This window comes from Herbidospora yilanensis, from assembly GCF_001570565.1.
Classification (GTDB): domain Bacteria; phylum Actinomycetota; class Actinomycetes; order Streptosporangiales; family Streptosporangiaceae; genus Herbidospora; species Herbidospora yilanensis.
On the sequence record NZ_BBXE01000013.1, the window covers coordinates 158,059 to 184,012 of the forward strand.

At 70.3% G+C, this 25,954-nt stretch carries 26 protein-coding genes and 1 pseudogene; 11 read left to right on the plus strand and 16 right to left on the minus strand.

Annotated elements, in window-relative coordinates; translation table 11 throughout:
- Positions 1 to 65: 65 nt before the first annotated feature.
- Positions 66 to 1,631, minus strand: a complete 1,566-nt coding sequence (locus AW273_RS00840) for a DHA2 family efflux MFS transporter permease subunit (RefSeq protein ID WP_062344189.1) — start codon at positions 1,629 to 1,631, stop codon at positions 66 to 68.
- Positions 1,632 to 1,765: 134 nt separating this feature from the next.
- Between AW273_RS00840 and AW273_RS00845 the strand changes: the two genes are divergently transcribed.
- A complete protein-coding gene (locus AW273_RS00845) occupies positions 1,766 to 2,371 on the plus strand; it encodes a TetR/AcrR family transcriptional regulator (RefSeq protein ID WP_062344191.1) in 606 nt (201 codons plus the stop codon).
- A gap of 164 nt (positions 2,372 to 2,535) precedes the next feature.
- Here AW273_RS00845 and AW273_RS00850 read toward each other — a convergent pair whose 3' ends face one another.
- Complete coding sequence (locus AW273_RS00850; RefSeq protein ID WP_030455566.1) at positions 2,536 to 3,114, minus strand: YqgE/AlgH family protein; 579 nt, start codon at positions 3,112 to 3,114, stop codon at positions 2,536 to 2,538.
- Between the two features lie 122 nt (positions 3,115 to 3,236).
- Between AW273_RS00850 and AW273_RS00855 the strand changes: the two genes are divergently transcribed.
- Entirely contained in the window at positions 3,237 to 4,268 is a 1,032-nt protein-coding gene (locus tag AW273_RS00855) for a hypothetical protein (protein ID WP_157555504.1), read from the plus strand.
- Between the two features lie 54 nt (positions 4,269 to 4,322).
- Here the strand turns inward: AW273_RS00855 and AW273_RS00860 are convergent, their stop codons facing one another.
- From AW273_RS00860 to icmA, 3 genes are all read right to left on the minus strand, one after another.
- Complete coding sequence (locus AW273_RS00860; RefSeq protein WP_062344196.1) at positions 4,323 to 5,732, minus strand: NAD-dependent malic enzyme; 1,410 nt, start codon at positions 5,730 to 5,732, stop codon at positions 4,323 to 4,325.
- 70 nt (positions 5,733 to 5,802) lie between these two features.
- Positions 5,803 to 6,735 carry a tetratricopeptide repeat protein gene (locus AW273_RS00865; RefSeq protein WP_062344198.1) on the minus strand — a complete coding sequence of 311 codons (933 nt, stop codon included), beginning with the start codon at positions 6,733 to 6,735 and terminating at the stop codon, positions 5,803 to 5,805.
- A gap of 160 nt (positions 6,736 to 6,895) precedes the next feature.
- A complete protein-coding gene (icmA, locus tag AW273_RS00870) occupies positions 6,896 to 8,557 on the minus strand; it encodes a coenzyme B12-dependent isobutyryl-CoA mutase large subunit (RefSeq protein ID WP_062344200.1) in 1,662 nt (553 codons plus the stop codon).
- 165 nt (positions 8,558 to 8,722) lie between these two features.
- Here icmA and AW273_RS00875 point away from each other — a divergent pair, with 165 nt between their 5' ends.
- Positions 8,723 to 10,459, plus strand: coding sequence for a S8 family serine peptidase (locus tag AW273_RS00875; RefSeq protein ID WP_062344202.1), 1,737 nt, complete (start codon positions 8,723 to 8,725; stop codon positions 10,457 to 10,459).
- Between the two features lie 32 nt (positions 10,460 to 10,491).
- On the opposite strand, the gene AW273_RS00880 is transcribed toward AW273_RS00875, so the two are convergent.
- Positions 10,492 to 11,013 carry a MarR family transcriptional regulator gene (locus AW273_RS00880; protein ID WP_062344204.1) on the minus strand — a complete coding sequence of 174 codons (522 nt, stop codon included), beginning with the start codon at positions 11,011 to 11,013 and terminating at the stop codon, positions 10,492 to 10,494.
- A 135-nt stretch (positions 11,014 to 11,148) separates the two neighbouring features.
- On the opposite strand from AW273_RS00880, the gene AW273_RS00885 reads away from it, so the two are divergent.
- Positions 11,149 to 12,426, plus strand: a complete 1,278-nt coding sequence (locus tag AW273_RS00885) for a hypothetical protein (RefSeq protein ID WP_062344206.1) — start codon at positions 11,149 to 11,151, stop codon at positions 12,424 to 12,426.
- A 73-nt stretch (positions 12,427 to 12,499) separates the two neighbouring features.
- The gene (locus AW273_RS00890; protein ID WP_062344208.1) at positions 12,500 to 13,141 is read left to right on the plus strand and encodes a DUF4230 domain-containing protein; all 642 of its coding nucleotides are present in this window, start codon (positions 12,500 to 12,502) and stop codon (positions 13,139 to 13,141) included.
- Positions 13,142 to 13,181: 40 nt separating this feature from the next.
- Here the strand turns inward: AW273_RS00890 and AW273_RS00895 are convergent, their stop codons facing one another.
- The 3 genes from AW273_RS00895 to AW273_RS00905 all read right to left on the minus strand — a co-directional run bounded on the left by AW273_RS00895 (position 13,182) and on the right by AW273_RS00905 (position 16,233).
- The gene (locus tag AW273_RS00895) at positions 13,182 to 14,075 is read right to left on the minus strand and encodes a sulfotransferase family protein (RefSeq protein WP_062344210.1); all 894 of its coding nucleotides are present in this window, start codon (positions 14,073 to 14,075) and stop codon (positions 13,182 to 13,184) included.
- Between the two features lie 65 nt (positions 14,076 to 14,140).
- Positions 14,141 to 15,067 (minus strand): methylmalonyl Co-A mutase-associated GTPase MeaB, encoded by a 927-nt coding sequence (gene meaB / locus AW273_RS00900; protein WP_062344212.1) that lies wholly within the window; start codon positions 15,065 to 15,067, stop codon positions 14,141 to 14,143.
- Entirely contained in the window at positions 15,064 to 16,233 is a 1,170-nt protein-coding gene (locus AW273_RS00905; RefSeq protein ID WP_062344213.1) for an acetyl-CoA C-acetyltransferase, read from the minus strand. Before AW273_RS00905 ends, meaB begins: the two co-directional genes overlap by 4 nt.
- An 82-nt stretch (positions 16,234 to 16,315) precedes the next feature.
- On the opposite strand from AW273_RS00905, the gene mce reads away from it, so the two are divergent.
- Together mce and AW273_RS00915 are read left to right on the plus strand one after the other, a co-directional pair.
- Positions 16,316 to 16,738: a methylmalonyl-CoA epimerase gene (mce, locus tag AW273_RS00910; RefSeq protein WP_062344215.1), complete on the plus strand. Its 423-nt coding sequence runs from the start codon at positions 16,316 to 16,318 to the stop codon at positions 16,736 to 16,738.
- A 189-nt stretch (positions 16,739 to 16,927) separates the two neighbouring features.
- A complete protein-coding gene (locus AW273_RS00915; RefSeq protein ID WP_030455553.1) occupies positions 16,928 to 18,220 on the plus strand; it encodes a DivIVA domain-containing protein in 1,293 nt (430 codons plus the stop codon).
- A gap of 225 nt (positions 18,221 to 18,445) precedes the next feature.
- Here the strand turns inward: AW273_RS00915 and AW273_RS00920 are convergent, their stop codons facing one another.
- Positions 18,446 to 19,393, minus strand: a complete 948-nt coding sequence (locus AW273_RS00920; protein ID WP_062344216.1) for a LuxR C-terminal-related transcriptional regulator — start codon at positions 19,391 to 19,393, stop codon at positions 18,446 to 18,448.
- A gap of 211 nt (positions 19,394 to 19,604) precedes the next feature.
- On the minus strand, positions 19,605 to 20,000 hold the full coding sequence (locus tag AW273_RS00925; RefSeq protein WP_062344218.1) for an ATP-binding protein: 396 nt from the start codon (positions 19,998 to 20,000) through the stop codon (positions 19,605 to 19,607).
- Between the two features lie 194 nt (positions 20,001 to 20,194).
- Here AW273_RS00925 and AW273_RS39255 point away from each other — a divergent pair.
- From AW273_RS39255 to AW273_RS37725, 3 genes and pseudogenes are all read left to right on the plus strand, one after another.
- Positions 20,195 to 20,365 (plus strand): annotated as a pseudogene (locus AW273_RS39255) (helix-turn-helix domain-containing protein); the annotation flags it as partial.
- 21 nt (positions 20,366 to 20,386) lie between these two features.
- A complete protein-coding gene (locus AW273_RS00930) occupies positions 20,387 to 21,400 on the plus strand; it encodes a hypothetical protein (protein ID WP_062344220.1) in 1,014 nt (337 codons plus the stop codon).
- Positions 21,397 to 21,924: a GNAT family N-acetyltransferase gene (locus AW273_RS37725; protein ID WP_062344222.1), complete on the plus strand. Its 528-nt coding sequence runs from the start codon at positions 21,397 to 21,399 to the stop codon at positions 21,922 to 21,924. Before AW273_RS00930 ends, AW273_RS37725 begins: the two co-directional genes overlap by 4 nt.
- On the opposite strand, the gene AW273_RS00940 is transcribed toward AW273_RS37725, so the two are convergent.
- The 5 genes from AW273_RS00940 to AW273_RS00960 are packed head-to-tail and all read right to left on the minus strand — an operon-like array spanning position 21,905 to position 25,234.
- On the minus strand, positions 21,905 to 22,405 hold the full coding sequence (locus AW273_RS00940; protein WP_062344224.1) for a hypothetical protein: 501 nt from the start codon (positions 22,403 to 22,405) through the stop codon (positions 21,905 to 21,907). The genes AW273_RS37725 and AW273_RS00940 overlap by 20 nt on opposite strands.
- Positions 22,402 to 23,163: an alpha/beta fold hydrolase gene (locus AW273_RS00945; protein ID WP_062344227.1), complete on the minus strand. Its 762-nt coding sequence runs from the start codon at positions 23,161 to 23,163 to the stop codon at positions 22,402 to 22,404. The genes AW273_RS00940 and AW273_RS00945 overlap by 4 nt, the downstream gene beginning before the upstream one ends.
- A 4-nt stretch (positions 23,164 to 23,167) precedes the next feature.
- Entirely contained in the window at positions 23,168 to 23,875 is a 708-nt protein-coding gene (locus tag AW273_RS00950) for an alpha/beta hydrolase (RefSeq protein ID WP_062344229.1), read from the minus strand.
- 16 nt (positions 23,876 to 23,891) lie between these two features.
- The gene (locus AW273_RS00955) at positions 23,892 to 24,185 is read right to left on the minus strand and encodes an Rv1322 family protein (RefSeq protein WP_062344231.1); all 294 of its coding nucleotides are present in this window, start codon (positions 24,183 to 24,185) and stop codon (positions 23,892 to 23,894) included.
- Between the two features lie 5 nt (positions 24,186 to 24,190).
- On the minus strand, positions 24,191 to 25,234 hold the full coding sequence (locus AW273_RS00960) for a 3-hydroxyacyl-CoA dehydrogenase (protein WP_062344233.1): 1,044 nt from the start codon (positions 25,232 to 25,234) through the stop codon (positions 24,191 to 24,193).
- 56 nt (positions 25,235 to 25,290) lie between these two features.
- On the opposite strand from AW273_RS00960, the gene nucS reads away from it, so the two are divergent.
- Positions 25,291 to 25,953: an endonuclease NucS gene (gene nucS, locus AW273_RS00965; protein WP_062344235.1), complete on the plus strand. Its 663-nt coding sequence runs from the start codon at positions 25,291 to 25,293 to the stop codon at positions 25,951 to 25,953.
- Position 25,954: the final 1 nt, after the last annotated feature.

A 25,954-nucleotide genomic window follows, 5' to 3' on the forward strand; every position in this document is an offset into this window, starting at 1 on the left:
CCGAGTCTACAAACTCAGGCGGCCCCCACCCCAAAAAGGGATGGGAGCCACCGTTTGGGGGTTTCTCAGCCGATGTGCACCGCGGCGCCCTCGGTCTTGCGGCCCGCCCTCACGAGCAGGGCGATGACCGCCGCGAAGACCGCCACGCCGGCGCTGACCTCGAAGCCGAGGTGGAGGCCGTCCATGAACGACAGGTGCGAGGCGTTGGTGACCGCGCCGGCGATCTGCTCGGGCAGGCCGGTGGGGGCGGCGCCGTAGGAGGCGGCGTCCTTGAGGCCCGCGAGCTGCTCCGGGGGGAACGACTGGGCGACGGGGCCGAGGTAGCCCTCGTACACCGACGAGACCTTCGCCGCGACGATCGCGCCGAGGATCGCGGTGCCCAGCGCGCCGCCGACCTGCATGGCCGACTGCTGGAGGCCGCCCGCGACGCCCGACAGCTCCTCGGGGGCGTTGCCGACGATGATCTCGGTGGCGCCGACGAAGACCGGCGACAGGCCGAAGGCCAGCAGCACGAACGGGATGGCGCTGTCGACGAACGTCGCCTCGATCGACAGGCGCGACATCAGGAACATCGCGACGGCCGTGATGAGCATGCCGCCCGAGATCATGATCCGCGGTCCGAGCTTGCCGATCAGGAACCCGGCCAGCGGCGAGGCGACGATCATGCCGGCGCTCATCGGCAACATGCGCAGCCCCGACTCCAGCGGTGACAACCCGTGCACGCCCTGGAAGAAGAAGGTCAGGAAGAACATCGCGCCGAACATCGAGAACGCGGTGAGGATCATCAGCGTCGTGCCGACCGAGAACGACGCGTTGCGGAACAGGCCCAGCGGCAGCAGCGGCTGGGAGACCCGGGTCTGCCACCAGAGGAACGCGGCGAGGAACACGACGGCGACGGCGAGGGAGACCAGCGTGCCGGTGTCGCCCCAACCCCACTCAGGGGCCTTGATGATCGCCCAGACCAGCGAGAACATCATGATCGACAGCAGCACGACGCCCAGCCAGTCGACCTTCGAGAGGTACTTGGCCTTGCTCTCGCTCAGCGCCCACCAGCCGACCGCCAGGGCGATGACGCCGACCGGCACGTTGATGAAGAACACCGACTGCCAGCTCACGTGCTCGACCAGCAGGCCGCCCACGATCGGGCCGGCCGCCGACGACAGGCCGATGATGCCGCCCCAGGCGCCCATCGCCATGTTCAGGCGGTCGCCGGGGAAGGCCATGCGCAGCAGCGCCAGCGCGGCGGGCTGGAGCAGCGCGCCGAAGAGACCCTGGAGCACGCGGAAGGCGATCAGGGGGCCGATCGACGAGGTGAGGCCGATCGCCAGCGAGGTCAGCGCGAAGCCGACGACGCCGATCAGGAACACCCGCTTGTGCCCGAAGATGTCACCGAGCTTGCCGGCGGTGATGAGGAAGACCGCCAGGGCCAGCAGATATCCGCTGGTGACCCACTGGAGGTCGGCGAGCGAGGCCTGGAGTTCGGCCCCGATGACCGGGTTGGCGATGGCGACGACGGTGCCGTCGAGCATCACCATGATCACGCCGAGCGAGACGGCCAGCAGGGTCAGCCACGGCCGAGCTGGGCCGGCTTCGCCTTGCGCCTCCTTCGGCAGGGCGGTGGTCTGTGACATAACGGGTTCTCCCCCGGATAGAAAGTCAACGCGACGTAGATTATGTCAGTCCATGACAGATGACAAAGTGTTTTATCTGACATATCCTGACAACTGGCAGACGGTGAACTGAATGTTTCGAGGAGGTGACAGGGGTGGGTCTGCGTGAGCGCAAGAAGCTCAAGACACGCGTCGCGCTCATCGACGCGGCCCTCGACCTGTTCCTGGAGCAGGGCTACGAGTCGACGACGATCGACCAGATCGCGGCGGCGGTCGACGTGTCGCCCCGTACGTTCTTCCGCTACTTCGGCTCGAAGGAGGACGTGGCGCTGGCCCCCGCCACCGACGCGCAGGACGTATTTCTATCGGAGCTCCACGACCGTCCCGGAACCGAGTCCCCCTTTACGGCACTCGCCCAGGCCATGCGCGGCGCGGTGGCGCTCCTGCGCGACGGCGAACCGGAGGACAAGCAGCGTTTCCTCAAGGCCAGGCAGGTGGTGGAGGCGACCCCGACCATCTTCGCGGGCCAGATGCGCCTGATGATGGCCAACGAACAGCGGATCCTGGAAGAGGTGTCCAGGCGACGGGGGGCCGACGACCTGCGCAGCCAGTTCGTGACGGCGACGTTCACCAGCACGATCAGGGTCGGCTTCGAGAACTGCACCGTCGAGGAGCTGAGCGACATCGACGGCATGAGCAGGCGCCTGGAAGACACCTTCGCCCTGGTCGACGAGCTGATGGTGGCCGGCTGGGACCACTGACGCCGGCTTTCCCCAGGGCCCGGCGGACACCCCGGAAACGTCGGTCCGGTGAGCGATGATGCGTCGGCCCGGGGCGGGCGGGCCACCCTCGGCCCAGGCACTGCTTCGACACGCTCGGCACCGCACATCACCAGGCTCGGAACGCCGCGGAGCGAGCTCGGCGGTCAGTTCTGGGAGGGGTCGTCGGGATAGCTGGCCACGAAGGCCAGTTCGCCCGGTTGCCTTCTGAGGACCGTCCGCCACAGGGACGACGGGTCGGGGTGGAAGGTGTCGCCCGGTTCGGAGTCGACGATGTACCAGGCGCCCTGGGCGACCTCGCCCGCCAGTTGTCCCTGCGTCCAGCCGGCGTAGCCGGCGAAGATCCGCATCTGGGATATCTCGCCCGCCAGGATCTCGGGGGGCGCGTCGAGGTCGACGGTGCCCAGGCGGGAGACGCCCCGGCGGCCGGTGTGGAGGCGGCGCCAGCCGAGGGGTTCGGCGCCGCTCATGACGACGGCGAGGGCCAGGGCGCTGTCGGTCTGTACGGGGCCGCCCTCGAACAGGACCGACGGGCCGGTCACCAGAGGATCCCAGGTGGGGAGTACCGACGTGACGCTGATGTCGCTGGGCCTGTTGATCACCACACCGAGCGTGCCGCCGTCTTCGTCGTGCTCCAGGATGAGCACGACACTACGCCGGAAGTTCGGGTCGTCGAGCAGTGGCGTCGCCACCAGCAGCCCACCGACGTAGATCGACTCCGCCATACCCACCATCATGCGGCAGGAAGGCCGATTCGTGCACGTCACCCCACACCGTTACTCTGAGTTACGAAATTGAGGGACATGGGAACTCTCCGTACCAGAAGGATCTTGGCCGAGGGGGACCCGTGGGACAGACGACACCGGCACGCAGGGCGTTCGCGCTGCTCGCCGCACCGATGGCGGCGGCATTGCTGCTGCCCGGCCAGGCGGCCGCGGCCCCGCCTCCTCTCCAGGTGAAGTACGAGAAGATCGACTGCGACTCCGGCGAGGTGCTGGTCAGCATCACCAACCCGGGTCCCGACGCCCACGAGTTCACCCTCTACCGCGACGACGACGTCATCGCCCGCGGCCGGTCGGCGGCCGGCGAGACCGTCGAGGAGTCGGTGCGGATCACCCGCAGCACCCGCCTCAAGGTCCACGGCGACGGCGAACAGGTCTCCGAACGCTGGGTCGACGCCTGCAGGCCCGCCACCACGACGCGGGTGGCCGGCGTCCAGAAGGAAGACCGGCAGGGCCCCGAAGACGTGCACCACGGCATCTTCGACTTCGGCAAGTGGAGCCAGGACCGCGACGACCACCAGAGCGACCACGGCGAGGGCGGCGAGCGCCACCGCGGCCTCTTCGACTTCGGCAAATGGGACCAGGACCACAAAGACCAGAGCGACCACGGCGAAGGCGGCGAACGCCACCGCGGCCTCTTCGACTTCGGCAAATGGGACCACGACCACAAGGACCACCACGGCGACCACGGCCACGGCGGCTGGTGGGACCGGGACCGGGACCGGGGCGACTGGGGTCACGGCGGCTGGTGGAACCGCGAGGAGCACAACTGGTGGGACCGCGACCACCATCACCACCCCGACAACTGGTGGGACCGCGACGACCACCATCGCCACGGCGACCACCACGGCGGCTGGTGGGACCGCGACGACGACCACGGCCCCGATCACGGCGGCTGGGGCGAGCGCGAGGCCGAGAACATCGGCTGGTGGAACCGCGACCGCGTGCACGACGCCGACGTGCTCCCCTACACCGGCCCGCCCGCCGACCTGTGGGGCAAGGTCGCCACGGCGGGCGGCCTGGTCATCGTGGGCGGCGTCTTCTGGTGGCTGGCCCGTGTCTGGCCCCGCCGGACCTTCCCGGTGACCCCTCGCTAGACCGGGACGGCCCGGCCTGGAAACCCAGGCCGGGCCGGATCAGTCGTACCGGGCCTATGCCTCGGTGAAGCCACGGGCCTTGCCGCCCGCCGATTCCCGGACCGCCGCGGCGACCGCGCCCGCCACGTCGGGGTGGAACACACTGGGCACGATGTAGTTGGGGCCGAGTTCCTCCGGCGAGACCACGGCCGCCAGGGCGCGGGCCGCGGCCAGGAGCATCTCCTGGGTGACGCCGTTGGCCTGGGCGTCGAGCAGGCCGCGGAAGACGCCCGGGAAGGCCAGCACGTTGTTGATCTGGTTGGGGTAGTCGGACCGGCCGGTCGCCACGACCGCCGCGTGTTCGCGGGCGTCGTCGGGGGAGACCTCGGGCTCGGGGTTGGCCAGGGCGAACACGACCGCGTCGGAGTTCATCGTCGCGATGTCGTCGCCGGTCAGGATGCCGGGGGCGGAGACGCCGATGAACACGTCGGCGCCCTTGACGGCGCCGCGCAGGTCGTCGCTGTAGCCTTCGGCGTTGGTGTGCTCGGCGATCCAGCGCAGCGACTCGTCGAGGTCGTCGCGGCCCCGGTGGACGGCGCCGAGGTAGTCGCACACGATGACGTTCCTGGCCCCGGCGGCGAGCAGCAGGCGCAACACGGCGGTACCGGCCGCGCCGGCGCCGGCCAGGGTGATGCGGACGTCGGGCAGTTCCTTCTTCACGACCCGAAGCGCGTTGGTGAGCGCGGCCAGCACGACGATCGCGGTGCCGTGCTGGTCGTCGTGGAAGACGGGGATGTCGACGAGTTCGCGCAGCCGGCGCTCGATCTCGAAGCAGCGGGGCGCCGAGATGTCTTCGAGGTTGATGCCGCCGAAGCCGGGCGAGATGGCCCGGACGATCTCGACGATCTGGTCGGCGTCCTGGGTGTCGAGGCAGATCGGCCACGCGTCGATGCCGGCGAAGCGCTTGAACAGGGCCGCCTTGCCCTCCATCACGGGGAGGGCGGCGGCGGGGCCGATGTTGCCGAGGCCGAGGACGGCGGAGCCGTCGGTGACGACCGCCACCGAGTTGCGTTTGATCGTCAGGCGGCGGGCGTCTTCGGGGTTGCGCGCGATCGCCATCGACACCCGGGCGACACCCGGCGTGTAGGCCATCGAGAGTTCGTCGCGGTTGCGCAGCGGCACCTTCGACTTCATCTCGATCTTGCCGCCGAGGTGCATCAGGAAGGTGCGGTCGGAGACCTTGTGGATCGCCACGTCTTCGACCTCGCCCAGGCGGTCGACGATCGCCTGGGCGTGGTCGGTGTCACGGGCGGCGCAGGTCACGTCGATGCGCAGCTTCTCATGCCCGGCGTTGGTCACGTCGAGGGCGGTGACGACGCCGCCGGCGTTCTCGACCGCATGGGTGAGCTGGCTCACCGCCTTGCCCCCTGCGGGCACTTCCAGACGGACGGTGATCGAATAGGACACGCTGGGCACGGTAGCCACGTCAATCCGCTCCTTTGCGCATTGGGTGTGCGTCCAATCGTGCCACCATCCAGCAGGTGATATGCCCGGTTCAGAAGAGCGCGGAGGCGAGGCCGCGGCGTGCCCTGGCCACCGAGGGGTCGTCGGCGGGCAGGGTCTCGAACAGGCTCAGGAGGTGGACACGGGCCTTGTCGCGGTCGTCGCCGGCGGTCCGGCGGACCACCGCGATGAGCCGGTCGAAGGCGGCGTCGACCTGACCGCCGAGCAGTTCGACGTCGGCGGCCTGGAGTTGCAGCGCCACGTCGGCGGGCGCGGCGGCGGCCCGCTTCAGCACATCGGCGGGGTCGAGGTCGAGGGTGCGGCTGAGCAGGCCGACCCCGGCCAGGCCGATCTTGGCCTCTTCGTTGCCGGGCTGGCGGGCGAGCAGCCGCTGGAAGGCCTGGGAGGCGGCGTCGAGGTCGCCGTCTTCGATGGCCATGTCGGCGGCGAGCAGGTCGGGGTCGACGGCCGGTTCCTGCGGGGTGGCCTCGTCGTCTTCGCCGGGGGGCGGCAGCGCGACGCCGAGCTGCTCGAAGACCTGGGCGATGGCCTGGCGGAGCTGCGGCTCGGGCAGCGGTCCCTCGAACAGCGGCATGAGCTGCCCCTGGAAGGCCAGGTAGACGGTGGGGATGGCGCGCATGCGCAGTGCCTGGGCCAGCTCGGGGTTGGCCTCGACGTCGACCCTGGCCAGCAGCCAGGCGCCCTTGGCCTCGCCGGCGAGCTTCTCGATCGCGCTGCTGAACTCCTGCACCTGGGCGGCCCGCGGCACCGTCGCCTCGACGACGATCGGCACCCCCATCGACCGTTCCACGACCTCGGTCGTGAAGGTCGCGGCCGTAGCGTCGATGATCTCGGGCGCCGCGCCGGGGGCGGCCGGGTTCTGCGCGGCGGCCTCCCGCCGCGCCTGCGCGTCGAGGGCCTGCTTACGGGCGCCGAGGTCGATGGCGCCGTAGAGCGATCCGGGTCGAGAGAAGTCCGCTGCCATAAGGCCAATCCTGCCGCATCGGCGAGGGCTCCCACTCCGCACCCCGGAAAACCCGTTCTCCGTTACGGCTCCGCCCGCCCCGGCCCCTCGCGCCGCCCCGGCCACCCGCCGTCCGTGACGCCAGGGGCCGCTCTAGGTCCCCGCCGTCACGGCGGGGAGATCAGAAGCGGGGCGGTTCGGTGTAGGTGCCCCACTCGTCGCGGAGCACGTCGCAGATCTCGCCGAGAGTGGCCTCGCGGCGGGCGCATTCGAGCATGGCCGGAACCATGTTCCCGGTCCCCCGCGCGACCTCGACGAGCGCACGCAGAGAGGCGTCGACGGCGGCCTGGTCGCGGGCGGCCCGGCGGGCGGCGAGCACCCGGTTCTGCTCCTTCTCGACCTCGTGGCTGATCCGCAGGATCTCCAGCGGCTCCTCGGTCGTGGCGGTGTGGCAGTTCACCCCGACGATCTTCTTCTCGCCCTTCTCCAGCTTCCGCTGGTAGTCGAAGGCCGCCTCGGCGATCTCCGACATGAACCACCCGTCTTCGATGCCCCGCAGGATCCCGCCGGTCATCGTGCCGTCGGGGCCCATCGCGCGGATCTTCGCGAAGATCGCCTCGGCCTCCTCCTCCAGGCGGTCGGTGAGCGCCTCGACGTACCAGGAGCCGCCGAGGGGGTCGGCCACGTTGACGACCTCGGTCTCCTCCATGATCACCTGCTGGGTGCGCAGGGCGATCTCGGCGGCCTTGGCCGACGGCAGGGCGAGCACCTCGTCGAGCGCGTTGGTGTGGAGCGACTGGGTGCCGCCGAGCACGGCCGCCAGCGCCTCGACGGCGGTCCGGACGATGTTGTTGTCGGGCTGCTGCGCGGTCAGCGACACCCCGGCCGTCTGGGTGTGGAAGCGCAACCACTGGGCCTTCTCCGACTTCGCGCCGTAGACGTCGCGCATCCAGCGGGCCCAGATCCGGCGCGCGGCCCGGAACTTGGCGATCTCCTCGAAGAAGTCGATGTGGGCGTCGAAGAAGAACGACAGGCCGGGGGCGAACACGTCGACGTCGAGCCCGCGCGACAGGCCCAGTTCGACGTAGCCGAACCCGTCGGCGAGGGTGAAGGCCAGCTCCTGCGCGGCCGTCGACCCGGCCTCGCGGATGTGGTAGCCGGAGACCGAGAGGGGCTTGTAGGCGGGGATCTCGGCGGCGCAGTACTCCATCAGGTCGCCGATGAGGCGCAGGTGGGGTTCGGGGGCGAACAACCACTCCTTCTGCGCGATGTACTCCTTGAAGATGTCGGTCTGCAGGGTGCCGTTGAGGGCGCGGGCGGGCACTCCCCGGCGTTCGGCCGCGACGACGTACATGCAGAAGATCGGCACCGCCGGGCCGCTGATGGTCATCGACGTGGTGACCTCGCCCAGGGGGATGCCGTCGAACAGCAGGTCCATGTCGAGGGCGCTGTCGATCGCCACGCCGCAGTGGCCGACCTCGCCGAGCGAGCGGGCGTCGTCGGAGTCGCGGCCCATCAGGGTCGGCATGTCGAAGGCGACCGACAGGCCGCCGCCGCCCGCGCCGAGGATCATCTTGTAGCGCTCGTTGGTCTGCCGGGCGTTGCCGAAGCCGGCGAACTGGCGGATCGTCCAGGGGCGTCCCCGGTAGCCGGTCGGGTGGAGGCCGCGGGTGAAGGGGAACTCGCCCGGCCAGCCGATGCGCCCGAAGCGGGGATCGGGGGCCGTCGGCCCGTAGACCGGGTCGACGGGCAGCCCCGACAGGGTGCGGAATTCGCGGTCGCGTTTCGGCGCCGCGTCGAATCTCGCCTGCCACCGCGCCCGGCCGGAGTTGATCTCGTCCATGTGACCTCCCGCCCAGATACTAGGACGTCCTATTAGTTATCGCCACAGTTAGATAGATCAACACCTCAATGTCACACATTGGTAGCGAAATTCCACAGACCTATGACTGCGCGCTGACATCGCCAAATATGAGCTGCGTCCCAATCTGCCTACAGGGAGGTGGCAGTGAAGCGCAGCATCGTCATCGCGTCCGCTGTGGTGTTAACCGCGGCGGCGCTGACGGCGCCCGCCACGACGGCGCAGGCCCAGGTGCCCGCCGTCGCGGCCGAGACCGCTAGTGAGTACGTCGTCCTTTACAAGGAAGGCGCCGACACCGCCGAGGCCCAGAAGGCCGTCCAGGCGGCCGGCGGCTCCATCGTGAAGGTCAACACCGCCGTCGGCGTCGCCACGGTCAGCACCACGAACGCCGGTTTCGCGGCCGCCGTCACGGCCAGCCCGCTGATCGAGGGGGTCGCCCACAACCGGGTGATCGGCCATGCCCCCGCGGTCAACGCGCGCGCCAAGTCCGCGCTCAAGAAGGCCGTCGAGTCGCGCGCCGTCGAGAAGGAAGGCCGCAACCACGGCGGCCAGATCAACAAGAAGTGGGGCAAGAAGCCCTCCGCCGAGCCCCTCGACGAGGCCCAGTGGGACCTCGACCAGATGAAGGCCAACGAGGCGCACAAGTACGAGACCGGCGACAAGCGGGTCCTCGTCGGCATCCTCGACACCGGCGTCGACGGCACCCACCCCGACATCGCGCCCAACTTCAGCAACCGGCTGAGCCGCAACTTCACCGTCGACATCCCGGTCGACGCCAACGGCGACCCGGTCGACGGTCCGTGTGAGGACGAGCCCGACCAGTCGTGCAACGACCCCGCGAACGTCGACGAGGACGGCCACGGCACCCACGTCGCCTCGTCGATCGCCTCGCCGCTGAACAAGCTGGGCATCGCGGGCGTGGCCCCGAACGTCACGATCGTCAACATCCGGGCCGGCCAGGACTCGGGCTACTTCTTCCTCCAGCCCTCGGTCGACGCCCTCACCTACGCCGGCGACATCGGCGTCGACGTCGTCAACATGAGCTACTACATCGACCCGTGGCTCTTCAACTGCGTCGACAACCCGGCCGACTCCCCCGCCGCGCAGGCGGAGCAGGCGACCATCATCAAGGCCACCCAGCGGGCGCTGAACTACGCGCACCGCAAGGGCGTCACCCTGGTGGGCGCGGCCGGCAACGAGGCGATCGACTACACCAAGACCAACGTCGACTCGGGCAGCCCCGACTTCGCCAGCGAGCCGGGCGAGGCGGCCTACGAGCGGACGATCCCGCCGAGCTGCGTCTCCATGCCGGGCGAGGGCGAGCACGTCATCTCCGTGGCCTCGACGGGCATCAGCAAGCGCAAGTCGTACTACTCCAGCTTCGGCAACGGGTACATCGACGTCGCGGCCCCCGGCGGCGACACCTACGACACGCCGGGCAACACCCGTGACGTCACCAGGGCGACCCTGTCGGCCTACCCCGAGTCGCTGGCCCGCGCCAACGAGGAGATCGACGAGAACGGCGTCCCGACGGTCGACTACGTGGTGCGCGACTGCAAGGGCTCGACCTGCGCCTACTACCAGTACCTCCAGGGCACCTCGATGGCCTCGCCGCGCGCCGCCGGCGTCGCCGCCCTGATCGTCAGCAAGTACGGCCGCCCGCAGTGGGGCGGCGGCTTCGGCCTCGACCCCGACGTGGTGGAGGCCCGCCTCAAGGCGAGCGCGGTCAAGACCCCGTGCCCGCCCGGCGGCAGCTACACCTACACCCGGCACCTGCCGGCGGGTAACACCGTGACCGTGACGCACACCTGTGAGGGCAACACCCTCCGGAACGGCTTCTACGGTTCCGGCATCGTGAACGCGCTCAAGGCCGTGGGCCACTAAGTCCGCCGGCCGTCAGGCAGGGGCCCGTTCCGCTACCGCGGGGCGGGCCCCTCGCCGTCGGTGAAGTCGCCCGCCGAGACCCGGAGGGTGCGCAGGTTGTCGAACATCTCCTTGAGCGCCGTGTCGTCGTACATGCCGAGACCGAAGTCGGCCCCCATCAGGTCGGCCGTGGCCCCGCGCACCGCCTCGCGCCCAGCGCCGGTGATCTCGGCCAGCACGCCCCGCCCGTCGTTGGGGTTGCGCATGCGCCGGACCAGGCCCGCCTTCTCAAGACGGTCGACCGTGTTGGTCACGCTCGTCGGGTGGACCATGAGCCGCTCGCCGATCTTCGACAGCGGCAGCGCGCCGGTCCGGCTGAAGGTGAGCAGCACCAGCGCCTCGTAGCGGGCGAAGGTCAAGTCATAGGGCTTGAGCAGCGCGTCCAGTTGCGCGATCAGGATCTGGTGGGCTCTCATGATCGAGGTGACCGCGGCCATGGCGGACGACGGACCGAACCGCTCTCGCCAGGTCTCGGCGGCCCGCTCGATGGGGTCGAACGGCAGGTTGAGGGGCACGCGCCTACCGTAGCGCGGCGATAGTCCGGTTTGGGACTTCACGGACCGTGACCAAACTCAGTCCTTGACCAGAAGAACCACCCCCCCAAACATTACGCTCCGTTATGGTTATCGGGGTTCGACGGGGGGTCCTACATGGGGCGTGAGCACAAGGGCGTGTCACGCGAGGAGCTGAAGCAGAGCGCGGTCGTGACGGTCACCGTGCTGCTCGCCCTCGGTCTGGTGGCGGCCTGGACGGTGCTCATCCCCGGGGTGATGGCCTGGGACAACATCGTGATCGCGGTGATCGGCTCGGTCCGGCTGACCGGCCCGGTGGCGTGCGCGTTCGCGGCCTGGGTGGCGGTGCGCAAACGCCGGTCGAAGAACCGCCCCGACTCGTGGCGGGTGCTGAAGGCCCCGCTGGCGATCCTCGCGGTCGTGACCGGCTCGTTCGGGGCGACCGTGATGGTGCTCTCGCTGCGGGCCGTCGCCGACGAGCAGGCGGGGAGGCTGCTGCCCAGCGGCCTGGCCATGGGCGCGGCGGGCCTGGTCCTCTACGTCGTCCTCGGCTGGATCATCGGCTGGCTGATCCCCTACCCGATCACGCCGATGCTCGCCGGGTTCACCGTCTATGCGGTCTTCACCTGGATCTCCGCCCGCACCACCTGGGCCGACCGGCTCGCGCCGGGCACCCGGGAGCCCTACGACCTGTTCGAGGGCCTGAGCACCACCGCGTTCGTCGACCAGACACTCTGGCTGCTGGGCGTCAGCCTGGCCCTGCTCATGGGCTGGACGGCCGTGGTGACCCGCCGTTCGGTCGCGCTGGCGGCGGCGATGGCGGCGGTGCTGACGGCCGGGGTCGGGGTGGCCAGGCTGGTCGCCGACCACCGTCCCCACCTGGGTCAGGTGGCCTACTCGTGCCAGGACTGGCCGATCACGGTGTGCGTCCATCCCGGCATGAAAGAGGGCCTGCCCGAACTGGGCACCACCTTCACCGGCATCGCGGCGCGGCTGAGCGGCACCCCGGCGGCCTTCAACCGGGTCGAGCAACACTCCCGCAAGACCGGCGAGACGCTCCAGGGCGGGGTGGTCCCGATCCACGTCGACGACCTCGACACCGGCTACGCCGACCGGGCGGCCCGCGAGTTCGTCGAACGCCTGTCCCGGCCGTGCCCGGCGCAGCGGTCGGCCGGTTACCGCGAGATCGTGCTGGCCTGGCTGCGCGGCGAACCGCTCCCGCCGGGCGACTACCCCGAACACCAGACGGCCTCGGCCTGGTTCGCGGTGCTCACCGAGCAGCAGCGCCGCGAGTGGCTGCGCATGTACTACGCCGACTTCGCCAACTGCCGCCTGCAGGCCGCCCACTTCGGCGCGTCGGCGTACACCCATCCCGTGCCGAGCCCGACGGTGATGTCTGGCCCGCAGGCGAGGTGAAACGGCGGGCTTTGCGGGAAGATGTCCCACCGTGACCGGACAGACTCGCGCACCGCTCGCTCACCCGGCCCCCGTGAGGCGCGGCCCCCGCCGCGCCTGGCGCTGGCTCGCCGGGTTGTTGTTCGTCGCGCTGCTCCTCGTGGTGGGCGGCCGGCTGGCCTGGACGTGGCTCGACCCGTTCGGGGAGCAGAGCATCGACCGCAGCCAGCCCGCGCTGCTCCAGTCGATCCAGAACATGAGCCGCTACCAGGCGGCAACCGGCAGCTTCCAGGTCATCGTCGACCTGGAGAAGGACGCCGCCTTCCTGCCCGACGCCGTCAAGGGCACCCGCACCCTCTTCGTCGGCGCCGGCACGGTCGACGCCTACGTCGAGTTCGGCGGCCTCACCGGTGAGGCGATTACGGTCTCGGAAGACCGCAAGTCGGTGACCGTGACCCTGCCGCACGCCGCGCTGGAGAAGCCCAGCCTCGACAACAGCCGCTCCTACGTCTACGCGCAGGAACGCGGCCTCATCGACCGCGCCCAGGACTTCCTGTCGTCGAACCCGCCCGACCAGCAGGAGCTCTACCTGCTGGCCGAGAAGAAGATCACCGAGGCCGCGGCGGCCAGCGACCTGCGCAACCGCGCCGACCAGAACACCAAGGCGGCCATCGAGGGCATGCTCAAGGCTCTCGGCTTCACCGACGTCACGGTGAAATACGGTCCCCAGCCATAAGGGGTGGCGAGGCCTCCGGCCCGGAGGCCTCGCCAGCCCGCTAGAGGTAGCCCCACTTCTGGGCGACGTCGCGGAGCATCTCGGGCACCTCTTCCGGGGCCGGCAGCTCGCGGCCCGGCTGCACCCGGCCCGACTGGATCTTGTCGCGCCAGTCGCCGATGCCCTTGGTGAAGTCGGTCGGCTTGTTGTGGCGGCCGTAGTCGAGCATGCCCTCTTCGAACGGGATGCGCAGCGTGGCGCACAACGCCCGCAGCTCGTTCTCGGGGTCGGCGGTCAGGTTCTCGTAGGTGATCTCATGACCGGGCAGCCGGTGGCGGGCCTCCTCCAGGTACTTCATGTACTGGAAGGTGTGGCGCACCGCCTCGTGCATCGGCCGCTTGACCGGGTCGGCCTCGTGCCACGAACGGGCGATCGAGAGCGGGTGGCGCAACAGGAAGACGAACCGCGCGTCGGGCCAGCAGATCGACAGGCGCTTCCACGCGAACACGTTGCTGGGGGTCTTCTCCACCAGGGTCGGCTTGCCCGAGCGGACCAGCTCCCGGTGCAGCAGCCGGTCCCACAGCAGATGCTCGACGTCACTCTGGTTGTGGCCGAGCGCCACGACCGCCTGGCGGACCGGGTCGGTGTTCAGGTTGGTCGAGATGCGCCGGAAGTGGGTCTCGATGGGCGAGTGCAACTGGGAGTGGCTGTTCATCATCGACCGCAGCAGGGTCGACCCCGAGCGGGGCGGCGACAGGATGAACACCGGCGCGCGCAACAACCGGTCTGACTCCAGATCGGCGGGGGGCCGCGCGACGTCGTCCTCAAGCCGCGGCGGCATCGGAGGCCCCATCGGCTTCGGCGGCGGAGCCGGCCGGGTGGGCAACTTCTGGCGCTGGATCGTGTACCCGGTCACGCCCTCAAGGGTCGTATTGACCACTTGCTTCCACTTCATGGCTGGCAACGTAGGGACACCAAGTTAATCGAGGGTTAACTTCGACTGGGAAACTTCGAAGACCGTCAAAGCTCCGCAATCAAATCGTCAGCCGCAGTATAAGGGTCGGCGAGGCCGTCCAACACGTCTTGTGCGAGGCGATATAGCCGCAGGTCACTGGCCGGATCGCCGAATCTGTCCCGCAATGCGCGCAGTGCCGCCGCGGTGATTTCGTCGCGCGCCCGCGCGAGGCGTCTGGCCCTTCCTTCTCCGGTTTCACTCAGATGACGCGCGTGGTCGTCGAGCGCTTTCAGAAGGTCGCCGATTCCCTCTTCGCGGACGGCCACCGTCGGCACCACCGGGGGCCGCCAGGCGCCGCCGCCGAGCGAGATCATGTTGCGCAGGTCGCGCACCGTCGACTGGGCGCCGTCGCGGTCGGCCTTGTTGACCACGAACACGTCGGCGATCTCCAGGATGCCCGCCTTGGCGGCCTGCACCCCGTCGCCCATGCCGGGGGCCAGCAGCACGATCGTGGTGTCGGCGAGGGCCCGGACGTCGACCTCCGCCTGCCCGACCCCCACGGTCTCGACGAGGACGACGTCGAACCCGGCCGCGTCGAGCACCCGCAGCGCCTGCGGCACCGCCCACGACAGGCCGCCCAGGTGGCCGCGCGTCGCCATCGACCTGATGTAGACGCCGTCGTCGAGCGCGTGGTCCTGCATGCGCACCCGGTCGCCGAGCAGCGCGCCGCCGGTGAAGGGCGACGACGGGTCGACGGCCAGCACGCCCACCCGGTCGCCGCGTGCGCGCAGCGCCTTGACCAGCGCGGCCGTCGAGGTCGACTTGCCGACACCGGGCGAGCCGGTCAGGCCGACGACGCGGGCCCGGCCCGGCGCCCTCAGCAGCTTCGCCGCCTCCCGCAACTCGGCGTCGGAGCCGCTCTCGACCAGCGAGATCAGGCGCGCGACGGCGCGGACGTTGCCGGCGCGCACCTTCTCGACGAGGTCGTTCACGCGGGGACGCGGATGATCAGGGCGTCGCCCTGGCCGCCGCCGCCGCACAGGCCCGCCGCCCCGAGGCCGCCGCCCCGGCGGCGCAGCTCGTGGGCCAGGGCCAGCACGATCCGGGCGCCCGAGGCGCCGATCGGGTGGCCGAGCGCGATGCCGCCGCCGTTCACGTTCACCTTGTCGAGGGAGATGCCGAGGTCTTTGGCCGACTGCAGCACGACCTGGGCGAACGCCTCGTTGATCTCGACGAGGTCGAGGTCGGCGGCGGTGAGGTCCTGCTTGGCCAGGGCCTGCGCGATGGCGTTGGCCGGCTGCGACTGGAGCGAGTTGTCGGGGCCCGCGACGTTGCCGTGGGCGCCGATCTCGGCCAGCCAGGTCAGGCCCAGTTCCTCGGCCTTGGCCTTCGACATGACGACGACCGCGCAGGCGCCGTCGGAGATCTGCGAGGCCGAACCGGCGGTGATGGTGCCGTCCTTGGTGAAGGCGGGCCGCAGCCTCGCCAGCTTCTCGGCCGTGGTGTCGGGGCGCACCCCCTCGTCGGCGGTGAACTCCTCGTTCTTCAGCGGGACGGCGACGATCTCGTCGTCGAAGACGCCGTTCTTGACGGCCGCGGCGGCGAGCTGGTGGGACCGGGCGGCGAAGGCGTCCTGGTCCTCGCGGGAGATCTTGAGCCGGGCGTTGTGGCGCTCGGTCGACTCGCCCATCGCGACCTGGTCGTAGGCGTCGGTGAGGCCGTCGAAGGCCATCGAGTCGAGCACTTCGGCGGTGCCGTACTTGACGCCCTTGCGCAGGCCCGGCATGAGGTGCGGCGCGTTGGACATCGATTCCATGCCGCCGGCGACGACGATGTCAAACTCCCCCGCCCGGATGAGCTGGTCGGCCAGGGCGATCGCGTCGAGGCCCGACAGGCAGACCTTGTTGATCGTGAGCGACGGCACGCTCATCGGGATGCCGGCCTTCACCGCGGCCTGACGCGACGGAAGCTGCCCCGCGCCTGCCTGGAGGACCTGCCCCATGATCACGTACTGTACGTCGGAAGGGGCGACACCGGCCCGCTGAAGTGCGGCCTTGATGGCGACGCCGCCGAGTTCGACGGCGGACAGACCGGAGAGGGCGCCGAGCAAGCGGCCGATCGGCGTGCGAGCTCCGGCGACGATGACGGAACCGGACATTGGAGGGCCTCCTACGCGATATGGGGGCGACGGTGTCACCATACCCAGCAGCGTTCAGCGGATAGTCAAGGAGGGCGGGCCAATGTTTCTGCGCATCGACCATGTGGGGATCGCGTGTCACAACCTTGAGGAGAAGATCGGGTTCTACGAGTCGACCTTCGGCCTCGTCGTCGTGAGTCGCGAGGTCAACGAGTCGCAGGGGGTCCGCGAGGCCATGCTCCACGTGGCCGACGGCGAGGGCGGGACGAGCTATGTGCAACTGCTGGAACCCCTGAGCCCCGAGACGGCCGTCGGCAAGTTCCTGGCCAAGCGCGGCGAGGGTGTGCACCACATCGGTTACGGAGTGGAAGACGTCAGCAAGGCAATGGCGGAAATCGCCGCAAAAGGTGTCAGGTTGATTGACGAACGTCCACGTCACGGCTCTATGGGTGCCTCAATCGCGTTTCTTCACCCCAAGGATGTGGGAGGAGTGCTGACAGAGCTGGTCGAGGCTCCGAGGCAGTAATGGAACGTAAGAAAGGTTCATACGTAACAAGTCGCGCAGAAAGTCCGTGGAGGCCTCCAACGGCGCACGCTCGGAGTACGCTGGCCTTCCACCGGACGTGGATCCCACCCTATTGGGCTCCTCGCCTCGGATGTCCCAAACCCCCCGTCCGGCCCGTGTAGCCGTCTCGACAACCCAGGATCGAGCCTCATGCAGTCCGACATCGATGCCCAGCTCAACAATTTCTTCGAAGACGCCCCCTCCCGGGAATTCGACGTGGTGCTTCGTGGCTATGACCGGCACCAGGTCCACGACCACTTGAAGCAGCTCGACACCGATTTGCGGCAGGCGCGCGAGCAGGTCGGCTCGCTCCAGCGCGAGTTGTCCGACTCGCAGCGTCAGTTGCAGGAGCAGGAGCGTCCGACCTACTCGGGCCTCGGCGCCCGCATCGAGCAGCTCCTTCGTCTCGCTGAAGAGCAGGCCACCGAACTGGTGCAGGCGGCACGGTCGGAGGCCAACGAGATCAAGGCCGCCGCCAAGGTCGACGCCGCCGACACCCGGGCCGCCGCCGAGAACGAGGCCGCCGAGAAGCGGGCGCTCGCGACGCGTGAGGCCGACGAGATGCGCACGGCCGCCGAGCGCGACGCCGAGGAGATCCGGGGCACGGCCAAGCGTGAGGCCGACGAGCTGACCAACACGACCGAGCGTGAGGTCGCCAAGCAGCGCGCCACCGCCGACCACGAGGTCGCCGAGAAGCGCGCCGACGCCGAGCGCGAGATCGCCAAGCTGCGCACCACCACCGAGCGTGAGGTCGCCCAGCTCCGCGCCAGCACCAAGCGCGAGCGCGACGAGATCCTCACCACCGCCAAGCGCCAGGCCGACGAGATGCGCGCCCAGGCCCAGCGGGTGCTCGAGGAGTCCGAGGCCAAGCGCGCCCAGGACGAAGCCGAGTTCGAGATCCAGCTCGCCAGCCGCCGCGAGGAGGCCGAGCGCCAGGAGGCCGAGCGCCACGCCACCGCGCAGGCCAACACCCAGAAGCTGGTCGCCGAGGCCGAGCAGCGGGCGGCCACCGCCGAGCAGCGCGCCACCAAGGCCACCCAGCAGGCCGAGCAGACCCGGCGCGAGGCCGACACCCACGCCAAGCAGCTCCTCGCCAACGCGCGCAAGAACGCCGACCAGCTCGTCGCCGAGGCCAAGACCAGCGCCGAGTCGATCACGACCGACGCGAAGAACGAGGCCGAGCGCACCCGCACCGCGATGCAGCGCCAGGTCGACGAGCTGACCCGGCAGCGCGACAGCATCACCAGCCACCTCGCCCAGCTCCGCCAGCTCCTCGGCGGCGCCGCGCTGCCGGGCATGGAGCCGGAGCCCGCGCCCGTCGTGGCCGCCCCGGTCAAGCCCGCCCTGTCGGCGGCCCCGCCGGTCGAGCACAAGCCCGTGCCGAAGCCGGCCGAGCCCGTTGCCGCCAAGGCCGACGACGACGCGGAGTGGTGGCAGGAGTAACCACTCGGCATCGATTCGGGGCGAACGGCTGCAGGACATGAGAAGGGCCCGGCGGATTTCCCGCCGGGCCTTTCTGTCGGGTACGACCTGAGCCCCGACAGGGCCCGCTCGGGTGGCCGGGCGATCGTCGTCGGCGGCATGCCACCGGCGCGGCCGGTCGGCGCCGGTGCGGCGCGCACCACGGGCGGCGGGCGGCGCCGGCCGGGCGGAGCCGTAACGGAGAGATCAGATCCAGCCCTTGCGCGCGGCCTGCACCCCCGCCTGGAAGCGGCCGGTCGCGCCCAGCCTGCTCAGCAGGGTGGCGATGCGGCGGCGCAGGGTGCGTTCGGACATGCCCAGCTGGCGCAGGATCGCCTCGTCCTTCATGCCGACGGCGAGGAGTTCGAGGATCTGCTGGTCGACGCCGTCGATCGCGCCCGTGCCGTTGCCCCACACCGGGGAGGCCTCGCGCCACAGGGTCTCGAAGAGGGCGACGAGGGCGTTGGTGAGGGCGCTGCGTCCGACCACGACCGAGGTGAACCGGACACCTTCCTCCCGGTCGGTGAGCGGCAGCAGGGCGGTGGAGCGGTCGACCAGGATGAGCTTGATGGGGACCTCGGCCAGGATCCGGGCCTGCTCCCCCACGGCGGTCACCTGGCGGATCTCGTCGAGCTTCTTGGGGATGTCGAGCACCAGCGAGGAGTAGAGCGCCCGCACCCGCACGCCCCTGGCCAGCGCGGCCGACTCGGCGGCGATGGACGTGCCGCTGGTGGCGTAGGGCGGGGTGTCGATGGCGAGGATCTCCTCCTGCGCCTGGGCGAGCAGTTCGGCGACCTTGCGGCCGGCGGCGGCGGCCCCTTCGACGACCTCGATGACCCGCCCGGGGTCGGCCCGCAGCAGGCCCTCCTGGAAGTCGGTGGCCAGTTCCTCGGCCTCGACGGCGAGCCGGTCGAGCTCGGCCCGGCGGCGTCTGATCGCCGACCCGATGGCCATGCGGGGGTCGGCGGGGCGGAACCCGGAAAGGGGGTCGGACTCCATGAGGCCGGTCTCCTGCAGGCGCGCCAGCGCGGCCCCGACGGTCTCCGCGGAGGACTCCAGGCGCCGCGCCGCCTCATCCGGCGTGATCTTGGGATCACGCAGGAGGAGCCGGTAGAGGCGCTCTTCGAGGGAGCTCAGGCCGATGGCTTCCCACATGGGACAACCTTGGCAGATTCCGGTCACTGACCGGTACCGGCCACCACAAATCGCGCAATCCATGCGGAATTCGCGTCATCGTTGAATCGTCTTCAGACCGGTCGCGCCGGTCCTAGAGGGAGGAAGACAGGTTCGGCCGGCGTTGAGGGAGGCGCCGGCCGTTCTTTTTGGCGGCGGACATGAGGCCTCATCACTTTCTCGCCGGACAATTTCACATCGGCGCGTCGACCACCGCGTAGACGACCTTGCCGCCCGTGACGGGCCGGCGATAGCCCCATTGCCGGGTCAGCACCCCGACCAGCATGAGGCCCCGGCCGCCGATGTCGTCGGGGCCCGGGTCGAGCAGCCGCGGCGGCAGGCGCTCGGCGTCCCAGACCTCCACGACGACCGCGCCGCCGGACCGGTAGACGCTCAGGCCGACCTGGCCGTCGGGCGCGCTCACCTTCACCGCGTTGGAGATCAGTTCCGCCGTGACCAGTTCGGCCGCGCCCGCCAGATCGCCGAGGCCCCATCGGGCGAGCAGGGCGCCGACACGGTCGCGGGCCAGGGCGGCCGACCTCGGATGCGCGGGGAACAGTTCGTATCGCGTCGCGACTTCGAGTGCCATGTGCGCATACCACCCGCCCGATCGTAAGCCTCGTATTACGACATTTACCTCGAGAATTACATTCCGCCGCTTGCCATATTCCTGAGCGTAAGCATCTCTACACTCGGAGTCAGCGTCCATTCACCGGCTGTCCAGTCGTGTCCGGTCAAGGACAGGACAGCGTTCCCCCCTGAGGGCAGGGAGCCGTGCGCACTATGGAGTCATTCGGGGAGGCGCTTCGCCGCCTGAGAGGTGGCCTCTCCATTCGTGGCCTCGCCCGCCGGGCCAACTGTTCTCCCAGTTACATTTCCGCGCTCGAATTCGGGAAGAACATCCCGAGTTCGGCAGTGGTGTCGGCATTGGATGCCGCATTGGGAGCCGGCGGTGAACTTATCAGGCTGCACGACATGGAGGTGGGTCCGACGGAACGACGAGAGGCGCTCGGCCTGATCGGAATCGTGCTGGGGGGCGCGTCCGGGGCCCTTCCGGCGACCGACGGGCTGGAACGCATCCGGATGCTGGTCGAACGCCGTCTGGGCGGCCCCGACCTGGGGTTCTGGGAAGAGGTGGCGTGGGAACACGCCCACGGCGTCGGCGCCCACCCGGCCACCGACGGAATAGGGCGTCTGTCGGCCGACGTCCTGGCGCTGGAGACCGCGCTCACCCACGTCAAGGGCGACGCGCCCGCCTGGGCCCGGGTGCGCACCCGGCTGCTCTACCTGCTGGCCTACGCGCTCGGCTCGGCCGGCCGGGAGCACGAGTCGCGGCACTGGTGGGCCGCCGCCCGCCGCGCCGCCGTCGCGGCCGGCGACGACATGCGGGCGTCCGTCGTGGCGCAGGAGGCCATCCAGGCCCTCTACGAGAAGAGGCCCCTCACCCTGGTGCTCTCGCGCGCCGGAGAGGCCCTCGCCGGAGACCGGCCGTCGGTGGCGCGGGCCCGCGCCCTGGGCGCACGGGCACACGCGAAGGTGCTGCTGGGCGACCTCACCTCGGCCTACGCCGACCTCGACGAGCAGGCCCGGGTCTTCGACCGGCTGCCCGCCGGCGTGACCGGCGACGCCGCCTCGGCCGAGGGCTGGCCGGTCACCCGCCTGCTGCACAGCCGCTCCCTCGTCTACACCCTGGCCGGGCATCCCGGCGCCGCCGCCGCCCAGGCGGAGGCCGTCGCGGCCTACCCTCCGGGCGCGATCAGACCGGTCGCCCAGATCCGGCTGCACGAAGCCATGTCGGCCGTGCACGACGGCGAGGTCGTGGCCGGGCTGGCGTACGCGGAGCAGGCGATGACCGCCGCCCAATCTGCCGGATATTCCCACTATGTGGGGCAACTGGCCACTATGGTCGCGGATCAGGCGCCGGCCGGACACGAGGCACTGCACTCCTTCCGCGACCGGATCGCCGGCTTACGCGGAGGCATCTCGTGAACGTCATCTTCACCCACCTGACCGGCCCCGACGCGGCCGTCGTCATCGACGACGACTACACCGCCGTCTACACCCTCATCAGGGCCGAACCCCCGTACAACTCGGGCCCCCTTTACCACCCCGACCGCTATCGCGAACGAACCGGAGACCAGCTCGACCGGCCCGGATTCACGCTCGTCGCGGTCGAAGACGGAGAAACGCTCGCGGGATTCGCGTTCGGTTTCACCATGCCGGCCGGCCGCTGGTGGGGCGGCGACACGACACCCGGCCCGCCCGAAGTCGTCGCGGCCGACAAATTCGCGGTGATCGAACTGAATCTGCGCACGGAATATCGCGGCCGGGGAATCGGCCGACGCCTCCTCGCCGAACTGCTCGAAGGACGCACGGAGCCTTATGCGACCTTGTTGTCGCTGCCCGAGGCGGCCGCCCACGACATATACGAACACTGGGGCTGGAAAGTGACGGGCACCTGCCGCCCGGCCCCCGACACGATGCTCGCCGACGTCATGGTCCTGGCACGGTGAAGGGGATCTGCTCGGCGACCATCCTCTTCCAGTGGGCGTCGACGGTGGTGCCGGGCTCGACCGCGACGTCGCCGTGGGGCGTGGCGATCAGGTAGTGGCCGTCGGCGCGTTTCACGGCGAGGACGTACTCCTGTCCGATGGTGAGCAGGGCGTCGTCCTCGGCGAGTCTCAGGGTGTTGGAGACGGGTTCGTAACCGCCCATCTGACCGACGGTGACCGTGGCCGGAAGGTCGCCCTTGTAGTCGCCGAGCACCTCGACCGTCCACAACGTCACCGGGATGTCGTCCATGGTCTGGCCCTGCTTGGCGACCACCCGGCCGCGGAAGACGTGGTCGGCGATTCCCGCCAGGCGCCGTTGGTCGCGGCCGTCGATGACGTAGGTCGCCATGACCTCCTGAACCTGGAACGGCCGCAGGACCGCCGTCGCGCCGACGCACAGACCGCCGACGGCCACTCCGGCGAGGAAGGAGCCGAGCTTCACGACAACTCGGCCAGGAAGCCCGCCACCGCGCGGTTGAAGGTCTCCGGGGTCTCGATGGCCGACAGGTGGCCGGCGCGGCCGATCACGACCAGGCGGGCGTCGGGGAGGGCCTTCGCCATGGCCTCGGCGTCGCCGGTGGGGGTGATCTTGTCTTCGTCGCCCGCGATGACCAGGGCCGGCACGTTCAGGCCGCGCAGGGTGTCGAAGGAGTCGGGGCGGGCGGCCATCGCGCGCTGGGCCCAGGCCGCCGCCCGTGCGGGGGCCGAGCCGACCAGGCCGCGCACGCGGCCGACGACCATGCCGCGGCGCTCCAGCGACGTCGGGCCGAGCAGGTTGGGCACCGTGTCGAGGAGGTCGCCGCCGTCGAGGAGCCGCTGGGCGACCGTCTCGCGGTTGGCGGCGGCCTCGGGCGTGTCGGGTGAGGCCTTGGTGTTGGCCAGGATCACCCCCGACAACCGCCCGGGGTGACGCCGGGCCAGGGCCATCGTCACGTAGCCGCCCATGGACAGGCCGCCGACCACGGCCTGGTCCAGGCCGAGGGTGTCGAGGAGCTCGGCCACGTCGTCGGCCATGGCGTCGACCGACGGTTCGTCGTCGCCGAGCGGTGAGCCGCCGAAGCCGCGCAGGTCGGGCGTGACGACGTGGCACCCGGCGGCGAGGCCGCCGCGTTGGGCCAGCCACATCGCCGACGACAGCGGGAAGGCGTGCAGCAGCACGAGGGGGAGGCCGGTGCCGGCCGTCCGGGTATTCAACCTCACGTCGTCACGGTACTTCGGTGGCGAGGGGCGCCGCCGCCGGGTTCAGCCTCTCGACGATGTGGTTCAGGACGATCCGGACGTACGGCTCCCCCACCCACAGGTGCTTGGCGCCGTCGACGCCGACGACCTCGGCCTGCGGCACCCGCTTGAAGCGGTCGGCCGCCTCGGCGGGGCGCAGGTAGTCGTCGAACTCGGGCACCAGGGCGACCAGCGGCCGGCCGAACTCGGCCCAGGCGTCGAGGTCGGCGTCGGTGGCCCGCTTGAGCGGCGGCGACAGCAGGATCGCGCCCTCGACCAGCGGGTCGCGGCCCCACCGCAGCGCGAGTTCGGTGCCGAACGACCAGCCGAGCAGCCACGGCCGGGGCAGGTCGTTGAACTCGGCGAACTCCAGCGCGGCGGCGACGTCGAGCCGCTCCCCGACGCCGTCTTCGAACGCGCCCTGGGAGGCGCCGCGCTCGGAGGAGGTGCCCCGGGTGTTGAACCGCAGCACCGCGACGTCGGCCAGGGCGGGCAGCCGGAACGACGCCTTGCGCAGCACGTGGCTGTCCATCATGCCGCCGTGGGTCGGCAGCGGGTGGAGACAGATCAGCGTGGCGACCGGTGGCGCGGTCTCGGGCAGCGCCAGCTCACCGACCAGGGTCAGTTCGTCGGCGGTCTGCAACTCGATGTCGGTGCGGCGGGCCGGCAGCACCGTCGACGCCCGGATCTCCACTGTCGTCGTCTCCTCTTCAGTAGCGGGTGCGGCCGGGGCCGCGGTTGAGGCGGTTGCGCCAGCAGGCGGTGTGCCAGTGGCGGCGCTCCTCCTCGCCACCGGCCCAGTGGGGCCAGCTCACGATGTGGGGGACGCCCGGACGGATCGACTGGTCGCATCCCGGGCACCGGTAGGGCCGGTCGGCGGAACCGCCGGTGACCGTGCGGACCACCCAGTCGCCGTCGGCCGCCTCTTCGACGCGGTCGACCCCGGCGGGGCGGATCGGCCCTTTGGGGGACTCGTCGGCGCGGCGGGCACGGCGGGGGCTCATACGTCCTATTCTTCCAGCTCGGGGAAATCGTCGAGCGAGCGCGTCCGGAGCGCGGCGACGGTCTCGAACGGCCCCGACCGATATCCGCAGCCCAGCTTCATGGCCTCGTCGATGTCGTCCTGGGAGGCATAACCACTGCGGAACATCTCGATGGCGTCGACCAGGTAGGGCCGCAGCAGCACCATGGCGTCGAACCCCTCCTCCGTTCCCGGCTTCCCGTCGTAGAAGCCGCCGCCCGTCTTCCGGCCGAGGCGTCCTCGCTCGACGAGGTTCCTCAGCGTCCGTGACGGTTCGTGCCGGGGGTCGCCGCTGTCGCGGTGCAGCACGCCGCAGATCTCGTAAGCGGTGTCGAGCCCGATCAGATCGAGCAGTGCGAACGGGCCCATCGGCAACCCCGCCTGGACGACCATCGCGGTGTCGATCGCCTCCTTGGAGGCCACCCCCTGGTCGAGCAGCAGGCAGGCGTGGTTGAGGTAGCCGAGGAGCAGCCGGTTGACCACGAAACCGGGCCTGTCGCCGACGACCACCGGGCGTTTGCCGACCCTGCGGGCGAGGTCGGCGACCTCGCCGGTGACGGTGCTGCGGGCCGTGCCGACGACCTCGACGAGCTGCATGACCGGCGCCGGGTTGAAGAAGTGCATGCCCACCACACGCGACGGCCGGTCCGTCGCGAGCGCAATCTCGGTGACCGGCAGCGACGAGGTGTTGGTGGCGAGGATCGCCGACGGCTTGCAGACCCGGTCGAGGTCGGCGAACAGGGGCAGCTTGAGCTCCATGAGCTCGGGCACGGCCTCGACGACCAGGTCGGCCTCCGCGAAGGCCGCGCGGTCGGTCGCCAGGGTCACCCGGCCGAGGATCGCCTGCTGCTCCTCGGGCGAGAGCCTGCCGCGTGAGACCGCCCTGCCGGTCGAGTTCTCCAGGTGAGCACGCCCGCGCCTCAGCGCCGCCTCGTCGGTCTCCACGCCGACGACCGCGAGCCCCGCGCGGGCGAAGACCTCGGCGATGCCCGCCCCCATCGTGCCGAGCCCGGCAACCCCAACCGTCTCCACGAGACCACCTCCGGCTCCGAGTCTCCCAGAGCCGCTTTCGCCGGTAAGGTTCGGGCATGCGGCTGGTCATCGCGCGATGCAGCGTGGATTACGTGGGACGGTTGACGGCACACCTGCCGATGGCGCCCAGGCTCATCCTCATCAAGGCCGACGGCAGCGTGTCGATCCACTGCGACGACCGCGCCTTCAAGCCCCTGAACTGGATGAACCCTCCTTGCAAGATCCGGGAGGACGAGGCCACCTGGACGGTCACCCACAACAAGACCGGCGAGAAGCTGATCCTCACGATGGACGAGATCATGCACGACTCCAAGCACGAGCTCGGCGTCGACCCCGGCCTGCAGAAAGACGGAGTGGAGGCCCACCTCCAGGAGCTCCTGGCCGAGCACATCACCACCCTGGGCGCGGGCTACACACTGGTCCGGCGTGAATACATGACCGCGATCGGCCCGGTCGACATCCTCTGCCGCGACCAGAGCGGCGCGACGGTCGCCGTCGAGATCAAGCGCCGGGGCGAGATCGACGGCGTCGAGCAGCTCACCCGCTACCTCGAACTGCTCAACCGCGACCCCCTGCTCGCGCCGGTACGCGGCGTCTTCGCCGCCCAGGAGATCAAGCCCCAGGCCAAGGTGCTGGCCATGGACCGGGGCATCGACTGCGTGACCCTCGACTACGACGGCCTGCGCGGCATCGAGCCCGAGAACCCGACGCTCTTCTGAC